Genomic DNA, 16,416 nt, shown 5'->3' with positions numbered 1-16,416 from the left:
CTCCACGCGCGCGCCCTCGTCCTTGAAGGATGAGGCGCACCTGTGGCAGCGGGCTTGCCCCGCAAAGCGGCCGGTTAGACCAGAAAAAATCAGAACAACCAGCGATACAACAGATACGCCACCACCACCGCCAGTACCGGCCGCAGCACGCGGTAAGCCTTGGGGTTGGCACGTTTGAACTGCTTCACATGGCTGCTGATCTTGTTGCTGAAGCGCTTGCTCCAGGCGTACGCCTGGTTGATCCCGCCCACGCGCTCGTCGTCGGTGTTCTGCGGCGCGGTGGCGCGGCCGAGGAAGGCACTGACCTTACGGTTGATGCGCGTCATCAGCGGGCTACTCAGCGGGCGCTCGATGTCGCAGAACAGGATCACGCGGGTTACGTCGGTTTCGTTCTTGACCCAGTGCACGTAGGTTTCATCGAACATCACGTCTTCGCCATCACGCCAGGCGTACTGCTCACCGTCCACATAGATGCGACATGCGTCGGAGTTGGGCGTGGACAGCCCCAGGTGATAACGCAGCGAACCTGCGAACGGGTCGCGGTGCGGGTTCAGATGGCTGCCGCCGGGTAGCAGGGCAAACATTGCGCCCTTGACATTGGGGATGCGGCTGACCAGCTCGACAGTGCGCGGGCAAAGGGTTTGCGCCGAAGGCAGCGGTTTGTCGTACCACTTCAGGTAAAAGCGCTTCCAGCCCTTCTTGAAGAACGAACCGAAGCCGGCGTCGTTATCTTTCTCAGCGGCACGGATATAGCCTTCGTCGAACAGGCGCATGGCCTCTTCGCGGATTTCCTGCCAGTTGTCCTTCAACACGTCCAGCTCCGGGAAGCGCTGACGGTCCAGATAGGGCTTGGACGGCACGCCGGAAAACAGGTACATCAACGCGTTGTAGGGGGCGAACAGCGCCGAATGGTTGACGAACTGGCGCAACACCGGCAGGCGGGCCTTGCCGCGCAAATGCACGAACAGCACGCTGCCGAAAAACACCAGCAAGACACCCGCCTTGGCTGCAAAGGAAAAGGTCATGCTTTCACTCCTTGAGGAAGAGTCAGGGCTGCGCTGCCTGCTCTCCAGAAAATCATCCTGCCATCATAAACTGATCCCGCCGCGGTAAAAACAACCCGGGCGGGATCGCATTCATGAAGATTTTGCAATAAACCAGTCCGCCGATCGTTGCCCCGGATCAGCGGCAAGGCCGATTACTGCTGGGTTTCCTGCTCGCTGAACATGTCGCTGAACAGCATGCTCGACAAGTATCGCTCGCCCGAATCGGGCAGGATTACGACGATGGTCTTACCCTGCATTTCCGGTTTTTCGGCCAGGCGCACCGCTGCCGCCATTGCCGCACCGCAGGAAATACCACAAAGGATGCCCTCTTCCTGCATCAGGCGAATCGCCATGGCCTTGGACTCTTCGTCGGTCACCGTCTCCACTTGGTCGACAATCGACAAGTCGAGGTTTTTCGGCACGAAACCGGCGCCGATGCCCTGGATTTTGTGCGGGCTTGGCTTGAGTTCTTCGCCGGCCAGGGTCTGGCTGATCAGGGGCGATGCCACGGGTTCCACTGCCACCGACAGGATGGCCTTGCCCTGGGTATGTTTGATGTAGCGCGACACGCCGGTGATGGTCCCGCCAGTGCCCACGCCTGCCACCAGCACGTCGATGGCGCCGTCCGTGTCGTTCCAGATCTCAGGGCCGGTGGTTTTCTCGTGAATGGCCGGGTTGGCCGGGTTTTCGAACTGGCCCGGCAGGAAGTACTGCTCCGGGTCGGAGGCGACGATTTCGTTGGCCTTCTCGATCGCGCCCTTCATGCCCTTGGCCGGATCGGTCAATACCAGCTCGGCGCCCAGTGCCTTCAGCACCTTGCGGCGCTCCAGGCTCATCGAAGCGGGCATGGTCAGCATCAGCTTGTAGCCGCGGGCGGCGGCGACGAAGGCCAGGCCGATACCGGTGTTGCCCGAGGTGGGCTCGACGATGGTCATGCCCGGTTTGAGCTTGCCGCTGCTCTCGGCGTCCCAGACCATGTTCGCGCCGATGCGGCATTTGACCGAGTACCCGGGGTTGCGCCCTTCGATCTTGGCCAGGATGGTCACACCGCGCGGGGCGATGCGGTTGATCTGCACCAGCGGCGTGTTACCGATGGAGTGGGCGTTGTCTGCGAAGATACGGCTCATGGCAGGGGTCCTTGGCATGAAAAAGCAGGGAAATGTCTCAAGGGTAAGCCTGCGGCGGTGGCCCGTAAAGCCTGTTCGAACTCAGCCCGGCACGTTGCGGTCAACCGCACATCCCGCCTTGGAGACAGCCTCATGAAAGCCCGCTATCGCTGGCCGCTGGTCGGCCTGGCCAGCCTGATCGTGCTGCTGGTGGCGCTGCACCTGGCCCTGCCCTACCTGGTGCGCGACTACCTAAACGACAAGCTGGCCGACATGGGTGACTACCGCGGCCAGGTAGCCGATGTGGACCTGGCCTGGTGGCGCGGTGCCTATCAGATCAATGGGCTGAAAATCGTCAAGACCACCGGCAAGGTGCCCGTACCGCTTCTCGACGCCCCACTGATCGACCTTTCGGTGAGCTGGCGTTCGTTGTGGTACGACAAGGCGGTGGTCGCGGAGGTGACCTTCGTGCACCCCGAGCTGAACTTTGTCGACGGCGGTAGCAAACAGGCATCGCAGACCGGCCAAGGTACCGACTGGCGCCAGCAGCTGGAAAAACTCCTGCCCATCACCCTCAACGAAGTGCGTATCGACAACGGCGTGCTGACGTTCCGCAACTTCAATTCCAAGCCACCGGTCGACCTCAAGGCCACCCGGTTGAATGCCAGCATCCACAACTTGACCAACGTGCGCGACCAGCAAGGCCGTCGCGATGCCAGTTTCGAAGGGACAGCGCTCATCGCGGGGGATGCGAAGGTAGAAAGCCGTGCCACCTTCGACCCTTTCAGTGATTTCGACGACTTCGAATTCAGGCTTCGCGCCACCGGCATCGAGCTGCGCAAACTGAATGACTTTGCCAGCGCCTACGGCAAATTCGACTTCAATGCCGGGCACGGTGACGTGGTCATCGAGGCCCAGGCAGAAAACGGCCGGCTGAACGGCTATATAAAACCGCTGCTGCGCGATGTCGACGTGTTCGACTGGCAACAGGACGTCGAGGAAAAGGACAAGGGCTTCTTCCGCTCGGTGTGGGAGGCCCTGGTGGGGGCGACGGAGACGGTGCTGAAGAACCAGCCGAAAAACCAGTTCGCCACCCGGGTGGAACTCAGCGGCAGTGTGCGCCAACAGGATATCAGTGCCTTCGAAGCGTTCTTGCAGATCCTGCGCAATGGGTTTGTCCAGGCATTCAATGCGCGCTATGAGCAACCAGCGCCGAAGTCTGACTGAGACAGCGTGACGGGGCATTCAGGGACTGAATACCCGGTCTGCGTTTGCAGCCGCCTGGCCCCGCGTTATAGTCGGAAACAAATCCAGATTATGTGCTGCCTGTTCGGGCCTCTTCGCGGGTAAACCCGCTCCTACAACCTTATTAGGCGCGGGTTTATCCGCGAAGAGGCCCGCAAAGCCCTAAACAGAGGACAAACCCCCATGAAGTTCGAAGGCACCCGCGACTACGTCGCCACAGACGACCTGAAACTGGCGGTAAACGCGGCCATTACCCTCGAACGCCCGCTGTTGGTCAAGGGCGAACCGGGCACCGGCAAAACCATGCTCGCCGAGCAGTTGGCGGCTTCGTTCGGGGCGCGCCTGATCACCTGGCACATCAAATCCACCACCAAGGCCCACCAGGGGCTGTACGAGTACGACGCGGTCAGCCGCCTGCGCGACTCGCAGCTGGGCGTGGACAAGGTGCACGATGTGCGCAACTACCTGAAAAAGGGCAAGCTCTGGGAGGCCTTCGAGGCCGACGAGCGGGTCATCCTGCTGATCGACGAAATCGACAAGGCCGATATCGAATTCCCCAACGACCTGCTGCAAGAACTCGACAAGATGGAGTTCTACGTCTACGAAATCGACGAGACCATCAAGGCCAAACAGCGGCCAATCATCATCATTACCTCGAACAACGAAAAAGAGCTGCCGGACGCTTTCCTGCGCCGCTGCTTCTTCCACTACATCGCCTTCCCCGACCGCACTACCCTGCAGCAGATTGTCGACGTGCACTACCCGAACATCAGCCAGTCGCTGGTCAGCGAGGCGCTGGATGTGTTCTTCGACGTGCGCAAGGTGCCGGGCCTGAAGAAAAAGCCGTCCACCTCCGAGCTGGTCGACTGGCTCAAGCTGCTGATGGCCGACAACATCGGTGAAGCGGTGCTGCGCGAACGCGACCCGACCAAGGCCATCCCGCCGCTGGCCGGTGCGCTGGTAAAAAACGAGCAGGATGTACAACTGCTTGAGCGCCTGGCCTTCATGAGCCGGCGCGGCAACCGCTGACAGGAGCAGGGCCATGCTGCTCAATCTGTTCAATGAGATGCGTGCGGCCAAGGTGCCGGTTTCGGTGCGTGAACTGCTCGACCTGCACCAGGCCTTGCAAAAGCGCGTGGTGTTCGCCGACATGGACGAGTTCTACTACCTCGCCCGCGCCATCCTGGTGAAGGATGAACGCCACTTCGACAAGTTCGACCGTGCCTTCGCAGCCTACTTCAAGGGCCTGGAAAACCTCGACCGGCATATCGAGGCGCTGATCCCCGAAGACTGGCTGCGCAAGGAATTCGAGCGCTCGCTGACCGATGAAGAACGCGCGCAGATCCAGTCGCTGGGCGGCCTGGACAAGCTTATCGAGGCATTCAAGCAGCGCCTCGAAGAGCAAAAGGAACGCCACGCTGGCGGCAACAAGTGGATTGGCACCGGCGGCACCAGCCCATTCGGCTCGGGTGGTTTCAACCCCGAGGGCATCCGCGTCGGTGACGCCGGCAAGCGTCAGGGCAAGGCAGTAAAAGTCTGGGACCAACGCGAGTACAAGAACCTCGACGACCAGGTCGAGCTTGGCACCCGCAACATCAAGCTGGCCCTGCGCCGGCTGCGCAAGTTCGCCCGCGAAGGCGCCGCCGAAGAGCTCGACATCGATGGCACCATCGACCACACCGCGCGTGATGCCGGGCTGCTGAACATCCAGATGCGCCCCGAGCGGCGCAACACCGTGAAGCTGCTGTTGCTGTTCGACATTGGCGGTTCGATGGATGCCCACGTCAAAGTCTGCGAAGAGCTGTTCTCGGCCTGCAAGACCGAGTTCAAGCACCTGGAGTATTACTACTTCCACAATTGCGTTTATGAGTCGGTGTGGAAGAACAACCTGCGCCGCACGTCCGAACGTTTTTCCACCTTCGACCTGCTGCACAAGTACGGCGATGACTACAAGGTGGTGTTCGTCGGTGACGCGGCCATGGCGCCCTACGAGATCACCCAGCCCGGTGGCAGCGTGGAGCACTGGAACGAAGAAGCCGGGTATGTGTGGATCCAGCGTTTCATGGAAAAATTCAGGAAGGTCATCTGGATCAACCCTTACCCCAAGCAGGCCTGGGAGTACACCGCCTCGACCCATCTGGTGCGCGACCTGATCGAGGACAAGATGTATCCGCTGACCCTGCAAGGGTTGGAGGACGGGATGCGCTACCTGTCCAAGTGAGGTTGCCTGTACCGGCCCTTTCGCGGGCTCGCCCGCTCCCACAGGCCCCCCACATTCACAACCCTCAAATGCAGTGCTATCCCTGTGGGAGCGGGCAAGCCCGCGAAAGGGCCAGCAGCCTTACGACCAACGCCCCAGGTAAAGCTGCTGCTCACGCCAGGCCTGGTCCTGCACCACCGCCCTGAACCGCACCACCGTCCCCGGCATGCACTGCGCCAGTTGCGCCAGCGCCAGCGGCGTCAGCGCGCCCAGCCGCGGGTACCCACCAATGGTCTGCCGGTCATTGAGCAACACGATCGGCTGCCCGTCTGGCGGCACCTGTACCGCCCCCAGCGGGATCCCTTCGGAGATCATCGGCGCCCCTTGGTACACCAGCTGCGGCCCCAACAACCGGATGCCCATGCGGTCGGCCCGGCTGTCCAGCGTCCACTCCCGGTTGAATGCCTCGAACAGGCTGGTACCGCTGAATTCACCAATCTGCGCGCCCATCACCAGGTCCAGCACCGGCTTTTGGGCGAACTGCGGGCACAACGCTTGCGGCACTTCGCGCAGGGGGGCATTGCTACCGGTAAAAGCCAATGCCTGGTGTTTAGCCAGCGCAGCACCCTGGCCATCGATGCCACCCAGTGCTTCACGTACCACGGTGGCACAACTGCCCAGCACATCCTCGCCCAGAAACCCACCCGGTGCCGCCAGATACGCCCGCACACCCACTTTGGGCTGCTTCAGGGTCAAGCGCTGCCCCTTGGCCAGGGCAAAGCTGCGCCATGGCGCCAGGGGCTGATCATCGACACACGCATCCAGGTCGGCACCGGCCAGGGCCAGCACGCAATCCTGTTCGGCCACCACGCAAAAACCACCCAGCGCCACCTCGACCACCGGCGCCCCCAACGGGTTGCCCAGCAGCCAGTTGGCCCAGTGCATCGCCACCCAGTCCAGCGCCCCACCCTGGGTTACGCCAAGGTGGCGCACGCCAAAGCGCCCGGCATCCTGTAGCTGGCACAACGGCGTACTGGCCTCGATCATCAACTGCTTCATCCCTGCGCCTCCACATCACCACCCATGGCCAGGAATTCGCTGCGCGAAACCGGCACGAAGCGCACCCGGTCACCGGGTTGCAAGAGGCTGTAACCCTCACGCTCACGGTCGAACAACCGCACCGGGGTGCGCCCGATCAGGTTCCAGCCACCCGGCGATACTGCCGGGTAGGCCGCCGTCTGGCGCTCGGCAATACCCACGCTGCCCGCCGCCACGCGCTTGCGCGGGGTACTCAGACGAGGGCTGGCCAGGCGCTCGTCGACCAGGCCCATGAAGCCGAAACCCGGCGCGAAGCCCAGGGCAAACACCGGGTAATCGCGTTCGCCGTGCAAGCGAACAATCTCCGCTTCACTCAAGCCGCTGCGAGCTGCCAGCACAGGCAGCTCGGGGCCGACACTGGCGTCGTACCACACCGGGATTTCGTGTCGGCGGCCGCCACTGCCGGTGTCAGGCTGCAAGCCGTCCAGCGCCTGAGCGATTCGCGCCCTGGCCTCGCCTGGCGGCAGGGCAAACTGCACCATCAGCGTGGTATAGGACGGCACCAGGTCCAGCAAATGCTCGCCGAACGCCGCGCTCAAGCGCCGGCTGGCGGCGAGCATCCATGGCATGTTGGCCTCATCGATACGGTCGAACAGGCGTACCATCAGGCTGTCGATGGCGACCACTTCGATTCGCGGCTTCATCACACCTCCAGCCCATCGAGGGCCTGGCGAATCTGCCGCACCGCCGCCACCGAACTGTCGTTGTCGCCATGCACGCAGAGGGTGCGGGCGGCAAGCTGCAAGGCGCTGCCATCGTCAGCCAACAGCGTTTCGCCTCGGGCCAGACGCACCGCCTGCTCCACCACCCGCGCCGGGTCGTGATGCACCGCGCCCGGCAGGCGCCGCGACAGCAGATGGCCGCTGGCGGTGTATGCGCGGTCTGCGAACGCCTCGAACCACAGCGGCACGCCGATTTCATCGCCCAGTGCCTGGGCGGCACGGTTGTCGGCGGTGGCCATCAGCATCAATGGCAGGTTGCTGTCATAGGCCGCTACGGCCTCCAGCACGGTACGCAGCTTGAGCGGGTCGGCCATCATGTCGTTGTACAGCGCGCCATGGGGCTTCACATAGGCCACGCGACCACCCAGCACTTTGCAGATGCCATCCAGCGCACCGATCTGATAATGCAGCAGGTCACGGATTTCTTCCGGGCTGCAGGCCATGGAGCGGCGGCCGAAGCCGACCAGGTCCGGGTAGGCCGGATGAGCGCCGATAGTCACCCCGTGCTCAAGCGCCAACGTCACCGTGCGGCGCATGATACCGGGGTCGCCGGCGTGGTAGCCGCAGGCGATGTTGGCGCAATCGATGTAAGGCATGACCTCGGCATCCAGGCCCATGCGCCAGCTGCCAAAACTCTCGCCCATGTCGCAATTGAGTAGCAGGCGTTCCACCACGAGGCCTCCGTTGTTGTTGTGCATATGCCTACCTTACCGCGCCTGCAGCTGTTTGCCGCGGGTTTCCGGCAAGCTCAAGGCCGCCACGATCACAATGCCGTAGGACACAGCAGAAAACACGCCGATACCCAACCCCAGCGGAACGTTCTGGCCGAGCATGCCGATCATTAACGGGAACAGCGCGGCAATGACCTTGCCGATGTTGTAGCAGAAGCCCTGCCCCGAACCCCGGATGCGCGTTGGGAACAGTTCGGTCAGAAACGCCCCCATGCCGCTGAAGATACCCGAGGCGAAGAAGCCCAACGGGAGGCCCAGCCACAGCATCACGCCATCGCTGACCGGCATCTGCGTGTACAACAGCACAATGACGAAAGAGCCCACGGCGAACAGGATGAAGTTCTTCTTGCGCCCCAGCAGGTCGGACAGATAAGCGCTGACCACATAGCCCACGTACGAGCCGACGATCACCATGGCCAGATAACCACCCGTGCCCAGCACACTCAGGCCGCGTTCGTTCTTCAGGAAGGTTGGCAGCCACGAGGTGATGGCGTAGTAACCGCCGAGCGCGCCGGTGGTCAGCAGGGATGCCCGCACGGTGGTCCAGAGCATGCCCGGGGCGAAGATTTCGTAGAAGCGCGAAGGTGCCTCGGCGTTTTCCACTGCCTTGGCCTTACGATAGACCTCAGGGTCCTTGACTAGGCGGCGAACGAAGATCACGAAGATTGCCGGTACCAGCCCCAGCAGGAACAACGCACGCCAGGCCTGCTCTGCCGGCAGCCAGGAGAACAGCAGCGCATAGAGGATGGCTGTGAGGCCCCAGCCGATTGCCCAGCCGGACTGCACCATGCCCACCGCCTTGCCGCGGTCCTGGGCGCGGATCACCTCGCCGATCAACACCGCACCGGCGGTCCACTCACCACCGAAGCCAAAGCCCATCAGGGTTCGGGCAATCAGCAATTGCTCGTAGTTCTGAGCGAAGCCGCACAGGAAGGTGAAGAAGGCGAACCACAACACCGTCAGTTGCAGGGTACGCACCCGCCCGATGCGGTCGGAGAGGATACCCGCCACCCAGCCTCCTACAGCCGAGGCGATCAGCGTGCTGGTGTGGATCAACCCGGCTTCGGTGGTGGTGATACCCCACAGCATGATCAGCGTAGGGATGACGAAACTGAGCATCTGCGTGTCCATGCCGTCCAGGCCATAGCCAATCTTGCAGCTCCAGAAGGTACGTCGTTGCTGTTTGTCGATGTCGCGGTACCAGGCGAAAGGCCCGGACGAAGGGAGGGTACTGACCTGCTGCTGCACGCCGGTGGGGTTCATGGATGCCTCGGCTTGTTGGTATTGTTTTATGGGCGACATGAAGCGTCGCGGCCTGGGCGCCATTGTTCAGAGGCCGCCTCGCCTGCGTCCAACGAAAAAAACCGCCGGTCTGGAACAAGAAAAACTGATCATGAACCTTCGCTTCCTCGAAACCTTCGTCTGGGTCGCCCGGCTCAAGAGCTTCCGCCTGACGGCAGAAAAGCTGTTCACCACCCAGGCTTCGGTATCCAGCCGTATTGCCGCACTGGAGGCTGACCTGGGCGTGAAGCTGCTGCTGCGCGACTCCCGCGGCGTCAGCCTGACCCCGGAAGGCAGCAAGGTGCTGGAATACGCCGAACGCATGCTGGAAACCGCCAAGGCCATGAAGCAGTCGCTGGACAGCGACCGGGCCAAGGTCGGGCGCATTCGCATCGGGGTGATGGATACTGTGATCCACACCTGGATGAGCGCGCTGGTGGCGGAGCTGACCGAGCGCTACCCACAGGTGGAAATCGAACTGGTGGCCGACACCGCGCTGAACTTGCGCGAGCAGCTGCAGAAGGGCTTTCTTGACGTGATCTTGCAGACCGACTTGCTGCGCGAGCAATCGATCCGCAGCCTCGACCTGGCACGCTACCCAATGGGCTGGGTGGTGGCCGCAGGCGCCCACCAGCACCGGGACTATGCGTCGCTGGCCGAACTTGGGCGCGAGCGCATCATCACCTTCTCGAAGAATTCACGGCCGCACCAGGAGGTGCTGAGCTTGCTGCAGGCTGCGGGGGCAGAGGCACCACGGTTGAATTGTGTGAACTCGGTGGCGGCGATTACCCGGCTGTTGCGCGACGGCTTTGGCATTGGCGCGCTACCGCCGGCGCTGGTGGATGCCGAGTTGGGCCGGGGCGAGCTGGTGCTGCTGGAAGGGTTGCAGCCGCCGCCGAGCCTTGAGCTGGTGGTGGCGTGGCAGACCGGGGTGGCGTTGGTCGATGAGGTGGTTGGGGTTTGCCGGCAGGTGTTGGCGCGGTATGCGCGGGATGTGGGTGGGCAGCGGATCGTGCTGGTCTGACCAACAGTCTCCGCCTGTACCGGCCCTTTCGCGGGCTTGCCCGCTCCCACAGGATCATCACAGGCCTGGCGGGCCAGGTTGTACCTGTGGGAGCGGGCAAGCCCGCGAAAGGGCCGCTACAGGTACAGCAAAACTTAGCGCCAGCTCTCTTTCACCACCCTGCGCCGCCCGCCCAGGATCAGCCAGCCAATCCCCAGCAACAGGCTTTCGACCACAAAGGCCAGCACAAAACCGGCACCCACACCCCAGCCAATCGCCTCGGGTACCAGCAGAATCTGGTAGCTGTAGCCATTGAGGGTTTCTTCACGCAACTGCGGGTCGGCCTGTACCAGCACATGCCAGGTACGCTCGGCCCATGACCCTTGCAGCACCTGCCATTCGTTCTCCAGCAGTTCGTTGCGGATCATCAGGCTTTCGATGCTGTTGGCATCACTGTTGAACACCGGGTCGTCGCTGCTGCGGTAGTGCTGCAGCAGCGCCTGCAAGTCGCCCTTGAAAAAGCGCTCGGCCGTTTGCCGGAACCCATCGAGCGCCTCGCGCGATTCGAACAGGTGCGCCTCGACCCGCTGGCTATAGTCCTTGACCAGCCCCGGGACCTGGATACCGGCCAGCAGGCCGAAGGTGAACAACAGCAATCGCAGGTAACTTCTGAACATGCAGCGTCCTTAGCTCTGGCCGTGCGCCACGCACTCGCCGTGCCGCCACAGGGCCCACTGACCCGGCGCGTAGCGGTGCCAGGTCTCGTTCTCGGTCAGGGCCTCGGTGGCAATCACCGTGACCACGTCGTTGGGGGTGGTTTCGGTATGAAAATCGACGATCAGGTCGACATCCTTCAACCGTGCGGCACCGAATGGCGCACGGCGGGTGATGTGCACCAGCTTGGTCGAGCAGAAGCAGAACAGCCAGTCGCCGTCGCTGAGCATGCAGTTGAACACGCCCTGACCACGGTAGCCGGCACAGGCTTCGACCAGCACGGGCAGCAGCTGTTCCACCGGCACCGGTTCGGGGAAAGCGCTGCGGATGCGGTTGAGCAGGTCGCAGAAGGCCGCTTCGCTGTCGGTGTCACCCACTGGCCGGTAAAAACTGGCCAGGCCCTTGAAGTCACCCAGCTGGCCGTTGTGCGCGAAGCACCAGTTGCGGCCCCACATTTCCCGTACGAACGGGTGGGTGTTGGACAGGCACACCCTGCCGACATTGGCCTGACGGATATGACCGATCACCACTTCGCTTTTGATCGGGTAGCGCTGCACGAGGTTGGCCACTTCCGACTCGCTGCTCGCGGCCGGGTCCTGGAACAGGCGCAGGCCGCGGCCTTCGTAAAAGCCTATCCCCCAGCCGTCACGGTGCGGGCCGGTTCGCCCGCCCCGCTGCATCAGGCCGGTGAAGCTGAAAACGATGTCGGTAGGGACGTTGGCACTCATGCCCAGCAGTTCGCACATAGGCGTGTCTCCGTTTACAGACGAGGCTCGACCCGGCCTGCGCCACGCGCAGCGGCTGCCGGCAAGTCGTCACGGTAACGGTCGCTGCGCTCGGCAGCCAGCGGCGCCTGGGTGCCGAGCTGGTCATCCTCGGCCTGCTGACGCCTGGCGGCGGCTTCGGCCTGCTCACGGCGTGCGTGCGCGCGCTTTTCCAGCGGCCAGCGCAGCAGCACGAAGAGGAAGTACAGGCCGAAGGCGATCATGCCGTACATGGCGAAGTCGGACACAGCGCGCCAGGCGTTGTTGCCGACCTTGAAAGCGACATCCAGCGCAGTGATGGCGATTGCAGGGGCGAAGCTGTCCTTGACCGGGTCGACGATGGTCGGGGTCAGCAGCAGCACCGCCAGCACCACGCGTAGCGGTTCGCGCAGCCAGCGCCACATCCAGCCGGTGAGCTTGAAGCCCACCAGCAGGCACCCTAAGGCGGCTATTGCGTACAAGCCCCAGGCGAAGGTGTAGTCGTTCTCGGTCATGGTGTTCGTGCAAGCCAGGCAAAGAGATGCCTATGATAAACACTTTTCCGGGCGCAGACAGTGTTTGCCTGTGCCGGCCTCTTCGCGGGTAAACCCGCTCCTACCTCGGTGCGATCCCTGTAGGAGCGGGTTTACCCGCGAAGAGGCCGGCACAGGCAACTCCAATCAAGAGACCTTCAATGCCAACCAAGCCCCAACCCCCGATTGCCCAAGCCGACCAGGCCACCGACCCGTATGCCTGGCTGCAACAGCGCGACACCCCCGAGGTACTCGCTTACCTGCAAGCTGAAAACGCCTACCAGGAAGCCTGCCTGGCCGACCAGGCACCGTTGCGTGAGCGCCTGTTCGAAGAAATCAAGGGCCGCATCCTGGAGACCGACCTGTCATTGCCGGCGCCCTGGGGCCCCTACCTGTACTACACCCGTACCACCGCCGGCGACGAATACCCGCGTCACTACCGCTGCCCACGTCCGGCCGACGACTCGAACACCGTCGATGAAAGCCAGGAGCAACTGCTGCTCGACCCCAACGCCCTGGCCAACGGCGGTTTCCTCTCCCTGGGCGCGTTCAACATCAGCCCCGACCACCGCCTGCTGGCCTATAGCCTCGACACCAGCGGCGACGAAATCTATACCCTGTACGTCAAAGACCTGGCTAGTGGCAGTGTCACTACCCTGCCCTTCGACGACTGCGACGGTAGCCTGACCTGGGCCAACGACAGCCAGACGCTCTTCTTCGCAGAGCTGGACGACACCCACCGCCCATGGCGCCTGCGTCGCCACACCTTGGGCACCGACGCCGCGCACACCGTGTTCGAAGAGCCAGACGGGCGTTTCTTCCTGCACTGCTACCGCACCAGCTCCGAGCGCCAGCTGGTGCTGCTGCTGAACAGCAAGACCACCAGCGAGGCCTGGGTGCTGGACGCCGAAACCCCGCAGGCGCCGTTCACCTGCCTGGCGCCGCGCGTCGAAGGCCACGAATACTTCCCCGACCATGGCCAACTCGACGGCCAGTGGCGCTGGTTCATCCGCACCAACCAGGATGGCATCAACTTCGCCCTGTACCACGCGCCAGCCGCGCCAGTGCCAAGCCGCGAACAGTGGCAGGTGCTGGTGGCGCACCGCGACGCGGTCATGCTCGAAGGCCTCAGCCTGAACACCGGTGCCCTCACCCTGAGCCTGCGCGAAGGCGGCCTGCCGATCATCGAAGTACGCCCGCAGGGCTTGCCGGCCTACCGCGTCGAATTGCCAGACGCCGCCTACAGCCTGTACGTGCAGGACAGCCTTGAATTTGCCAGCACTCGCATACGCTTGCGCTACGAAGCGCTCAACCGCCCGGCCCAGGTGCGCCAACTGACGTTGCCCACGGGCGCCCAGGTGGTGCTCAAGCAAACCCCGGTGCTCGGTGCATTCGATGCCGATGACTATGTCAGTGAGCGCCTGTGGGCAACCGCAGCGGACGGCACCCAAGTGCCGATCAGCCTGGTACGCCGCCGCCAGGACCTGGGCAAGACCGTGCCACTGTACCTGTACGGCTATGGCGCCTATGGCGAAAGCCTCGACCCCTGGTTCTCACATGCGCGCCTGAGCCTGCTGGAGCGCGGCGTGGCCTTTGCCATCGCCCACGTGCGAGGTGGTGGTGAACTGGGGGAGGCCTGGTACCGTGCCGGCAAGCAGGAGTACAAGCACAACACGTTCAGCGACTTCATCGCCTGCGCCGAGCACCTGATCAGCCAGGGCGTGACGGCCGCCGATCGCCTGGCCATCAGTGGTGGCAGCGCCGGCGGCCTGCTGATCGGCGCGGTGCTCAACCTGCGCCCTGAGCTGTTCCGCTGCGCCATTGCCGAAGTGCCCTTCGTCGACGTGCTCAACACCATGCTCGACCCGGAGCTGCCGCTGACCGTGACCGAGTACGACGAATGGGGCAACCCTGAAGAGCCGGAGGTGTATGAACGGATCAAGGCTTATGCGCCGTACGAGAACCTGAAAGCGCAGGCCTACCCGGCGATGCTGGTGGTGGCGGGCTACAACGACAGCCGCGTGCAGTATTGGGAGGCGGCCAAATGGGTGGCGAAGTTGCGCACGCTCAAGACCGACAGCAACCTGCTGCTGCTCAAGACCGAGATGGGGGCTGGGCATGGCGGGATGAGCGGGCGGTACCAGGGGTTGAAGGATGTGGCCCTGGAGTATGCGTTCGTGTTTGGCGAGCTGGGTATTGCCTAAACTCAGGTTTGAGCACCCCCGCGATCGCTGTGGGAGCGGGCAAGCCCGCGAAGCCAACACCGTGGTGGATGGCACGGGCTTCGCCCGTGTTCGCGGGCAAGCCCGCTCCCACACGCGCCAGCTTTCAGAAATTGAGCAAGACAGTTGCTCCAACATGATGACGGCGTGGGCCGCTCATGCTCAATCATTCTGGGCCGGCGGCTTCGGCGGCTCCGGCCGCAACCCGGGCAATGGCTGGTCCTTCGGCGGGCCGGGCACTGGCATCGGCGGCAACAAGGGCGCCCCCGGCTGGCTGTCATAAGCCTTGGGCGGTGTGCTCGGGGTAATCTGCGGGTATGGCGTAGGCGTCGGCGTACCGGGCGCGCCGGGTACTGGCGGCGTGAGCCTGGGTGGCGGGCTGGCAGCTTCTGCCAGGGGCAGGCCAGCCATCAACAGCGCGGCGAGGATCGCGTGAAACATCAGCAACCTCCTGTCGGGAACCTTTCTACAGGCTACGCCTAAATCAACGCTTTCGCCTGTCCGCCTGACCTGCAAGCGCGCTAGACTCAATGGCATAACCGTCACCTGCCTGATCAGAACAAAGGAAACACCATGAGCTCCACCTCTTCTGCCGCCGCTACCGCGCGCCTCGACCGCATCCTGGCCGATGCCAAGCGCGACAAGGAAATGGGCTACCGCGACAAGGCCCTGAGAATGTACCCGCACGTGTGCGGCCGCTGCGCCCGCGAGTTCGCCGGCAAGCGCCTGAGCGAGCTGACCGTGCATCACCGTGACCACAACCACGACAACAATCCTCAGGACGGCTCCAACTGGGAGCTGCTGTGCCTGTACTGCCACGACAACGAGCACTCGCGCTACACCGACCAGCAGTACTTCAGCGAAGGCTCCACCAGCACCCCGAGCATTGCCAAGGCTACGCACAACCCGTTTGCCGGGCTGGCGGGCATGCTGAAGAAAGACTGACCATCGATTCGCCCCCCGCTGTTACCGGGCAGCCCGTATAATCGCGCTTTTTTCGCGAAGGGCCCCGGTACGTGGCAAACAAACGATACAGCTGCATCGGCCTGTTCAACCCCAAGTCGGCAGAAAACGTCGGCTCTGTGATGCGCGCCGCGGGCTGCTATGGCGTCAATTCGGTGTTCTACACGGGCAAACGCTATGAACGCGCACGTGACTTCGTCACCGACACCAAGCGCGTGCACTACGACATCCCGCTGATCGGTATCGACGACCTGCAGCGCATTATCCCGCTGGGCTGCACGCCCGTGGCGGTGGAACTGGTAGAGGGTGCGCGGCCATTGCCGGATTACACCCATCCGGACCGGGCCATTTACATCTTCGGGCCAGAGGACGGCTCGTTGAGCGAAGACGTGCGGGGATGGTGTGAAGAGACTATCTACATCCCGACCGAGGGCTGCATGAACCTGGCGGCGACGGTGAATGTGGTGCTGTATGACCGCATGGCCAAGGGGCTGAATACCCGTTCGGGGCCCAAGTTCAAATAGAAAGGCCGCCACTGCGGCAACAGGACAGACCTGCCAACACAGGGCGACCGAGTGCTGAGCTCCGTCAGAACAGCACCGAAACCGGGCCGAACATTGCCTCGACAAACCATGGGTTGTCGCAATCAACGTTGCCGACGATGGTTGGCTGCACGCTCCCCCTCCTCGGTTTCGCCCCGTGAACAATGCTGAGTTTCTGCTCCGCGGTATATTCCAGGTACGACTTGATTCGCTTGAAATGCGACTTGCAGACGATGCCGCCCTGCCGATTGTCAGGCGCAGGGATGC

General features: G+C 63.1%; 18 protein-coding genes. 7 read left to right on the top strand and 11 right to left on the bottom strand.

Features of this window, described 5'->3' with window-relative positions:
• Window positions 1-89: 89 nt before the first annotated feature.
• A complete protein-coding gene (locus ACI7M0_RS06940; protein WP_129933488.1) occupies window positions 90-1,025 on the bottom strand; it encodes an aspartyl/asparaginyl beta-hydroxylase domain-containing protein in 936 nt (311 codons plus the stop codon).
• A 173-nt stretch (window positions 1,026-1,198) separates the two neighbouring features.
• Window positions 1,199-2,173, bottom strand: coding sequence for a cysteine synthase A (gene cysK / locus ACI7M0_RS06935; RefSeq protein ID WP_010955241.1), 975 nt, complete (start codon window positions 2,171-2,173; stop codon window positions 1,199-1,201).
• Window positions 2,174-2,305: 132 nt separating this feature from the next.
• Here cysK and ACI7M0_RS06930 point away from each other — a divergent pair, with 132 nt between their 5' ends.
• From ACI7M0_RS06930 to ACI7M0_RS06920, 3 genes are all read left to right on the top strand, one after another.
• On the top strand, window positions 2,306-3,379 hold the full coding sequence (locus ACI7M0_RS06930; RefSeq protein WP_104960995.1) for a DUF748 domain-containing protein: 1,074 nt from the start codon (window positions 2,306-2,308) through the stop codon (window positions 3,377-3,379).
• Between the two features lie 201 nt (window positions 3,380-3,580).
• Window positions 3,581-4,426, top strand: coding sequence for a MoxR family ATPase (locus ACI7M0_RS06925; protein WP_003254658.1), 846 nt, complete (start codon window positions 3,581-3,583; stop codon window positions 4,424-4,426).
• 13 nt (window positions 4,427-4,439) lie between these two features.
• A complete protein-coding gene (locus tag ACI7M0_RS06920; RefSeq protein WP_104886552.1) occupies window positions 4,440-5,618 on the top strand; it encodes a VWA domain-containing protein in 1,179 nt (392 codons plus the stop codon).
• Between the two features lie 120 nt (window positions 5,619-5,738).
• Here ACI7M0_RS06920 and ACI7M0_RS06915 read toward each other — a convergent pair whose 3' ends face one another.
• The 4 genes from ACI7M0_RS06915 to ACI7M0_RS06900 are packed head-to-tail and all read right to left on the bottom strand — an operon-like array spanning window position 5,739 to window position 9,411.
• Entirely contained in the window at window positions 5,739-6,656 is a 918-nt protein-coding gene (locus ACI7M0_RS06915; protein WP_129933486.1) for a biotin-dependent carboxyltransferase family protein, read from the bottom strand.
• Entirely contained in the window at window positions 6,653-7,339 is a 687-nt protein-coding gene (pxpB, locus tag ACI7M0_RS06910) for a 5-oxoprolinase subunit PxpB (RefSeq protein WP_104960993.1), read from the bottom strand. The genes ACI7M0_RS06915 and pxpB overlap by 4 nt, the downstream gene beginning before the upstream one ends.
• Window positions 7,339-8,115, bottom strand: coding sequence for a 5-oxoprolinase subunit PxpA (locus ACI7M0_RS06905; RefSeq protein ID WP_129933484.1), 777 nt, complete (start codon window positions 8,113-8,115; stop codon window positions 7,339-7,341). Before ACI7M0_RS06905 ends, pxpB begins: the two co-directional genes overlap by 1 nt.
• A 9-nt stretch (window positions 8,116-8,124) precedes the next feature.
• Window positions 8,125-9,411, bottom strand: coding sequence for an MFS transporter (locus tag ACI7M0_RS06900; RefSeq protein WP_064491833.1), 1,287 nt, complete (start codon window positions 9,409-9,411; stop codon window positions 8,125-8,127).
• A 130-nt stretch (window positions 9,412-9,541) separates the two neighbouring features.
• Here ACI7M0_RS06900 and ACI7M0_RS06895 point away from each other — a divergent pair, with 130 nt between their 5' ends.
• Window positions 9,542-10,453 carry a LysR family transcriptional regulator gene (locus ACI7M0_RS06895; RefSeq protein WP_010955248.1) on the top strand — a complete coding sequence of 304 codons (912 nt, stop codon included), beginning with the start codon at window positions 9,542-9,544 and terminating at the stop codon, window positions 10,451-10,453.
• A gap of 134 nt (window positions 10,454-10,587) precedes the next feature.
• On the opposite strand, the gene ACI7M0_RS06890 is transcribed toward ACI7M0_RS06895, so the two are convergent.
• Genes ACI7M0_RS06890 through ACI7M0_RS06880 form a run of 3 tightly spaced genes read right to left on the bottom strand, consistent with a single transcriptional unit; the run spans window position 10,588 to window position 12,404 of the window.
• Complete coding sequence (locus ACI7M0_RS06890; RefSeq protein WP_003254669.1) at window positions 10,588-11,109, bottom strand: DUF2937 family protein; 522 nt, start codon at window positions 11,107-11,109, stop codon at window positions 10,588-10,590.
• 9 nt (window positions 11,110-11,118) lie between these two features.
• Window positions 11,119-11,892 carry a class II glutamine amidotransferase gene (locus tag ACI7M0_RS06885; protein WP_003254671.1) on the bottom strand — a complete coding sequence of 258 codons (774 nt, stop codon included), beginning with the start codon at window positions 11,890-11,892 and terminating at the stop codon, window positions 11,119-11,121.
• A 14-nt stretch (window positions 11,893-11,906) separates the two neighbouring features.
• Complete coding sequence (locus ACI7M0_RS06880) at window positions 11,907-12,404, bottom strand: MFS transporter (protein ID WP_104960991.1); 498 nt, start codon at window positions 12,402-12,404, stop codon at window positions 11,907-11,909.
• Window positions 12,405-12,583: 179 nt separating this feature from the next.
• On the opposite strand from ACI7M0_RS06880, the gene ACI7M0_RS06875 reads away from it, so the two are divergent.
• Entirely contained in the window at window positions 12,584-14,626 is a 2,043-nt protein-coding gene (locus tag ACI7M0_RS06875; RefSeq protein WP_129933361.1) for a S9 family peptidase, read from the top strand.
• A gap of 180 nt (window positions 14,627-14,806) precedes the next feature.
• Here the strand turns inward: ACI7M0_RS06875 and ACI7M0_RS06870 are convergent, their stop codons facing one another.
• Window positions 14,807-15,085: a hypothetical protein gene (locus ACI7M0_RS06870; protein WP_104960989.1), complete on the bottom strand. Its 279-nt coding sequence runs from the start codon at window positions 15,083-15,085 to the stop codon at window positions 14,807-14,809.
• 132 nt (window positions 15,086-15,217) lie between these two features.
• Here ACI7M0_RS06870 and ACI7M0_RS06865 point away from each other — a divergent pair, with 132 nt between their 5' ends.
• Together ACI7M0_RS06865 and ACI7M0_RS06860 are read left to right on the top strand one after the other, a co-directional pair.
• Window positions 15,218-15,589 carry a YajD family HNH nuclease gene (locus ACI7M0_RS06865; protein WP_003254676.1) on the top strand — a complete coding sequence of 124 codons (372 nt, stop codon included), beginning with the start codon at window positions 15,218-15,220 and terminating at the stop codon, window positions 15,587-15,589.
• A gap of 71 nt (window positions 15,590-15,660) precedes the next feature.
• Window positions 15,661-16,131: an RNA methyltransferase gene (locus ACI7M0_RS06860; protein ID WP_010955253.1), complete on the top strand. Its 471-nt coding sequence runs from the start codon at window positions 15,661-15,663 to the stop codon at window positions 16,129-16,131.
• Between the two features lie 64 nt (window positions 16,132-16,195).
• On the opposite strand, the gene ACI7M0_RS06855 is transcribed toward ACI7M0_RS06860, so the two are convergent.
• The gene (locus tag ACI7M0_RS06855) at window positions 16,196-16,414 is read right to left on the bottom strand and encodes an aldehyde dehydrogenase family protein (RefSeq protein WP_121161120.1); all 219 of its coding nucleotides are present in this window, start codon (window positions 16,412-16,414) and stop codon (window positions 16,196-16,198) included.
• Window positions 16,415-16,416 lie beyond the last annotated feature (2 nt).

It is taken from the genome of Pseudomonas sp. 10(2024) (genome assembly GCF_045164175.1).
Lineage (GTDB): Bacteria > Pseudomonadota > Gammaproteobacteria > Pseudomonadales > Pseudomonadaceae > Aquipseudomonas > Aquipseudomonas alloputida.
This window is presented reverse-complemented; position numbering and strand designations above follow the sequence as displayed.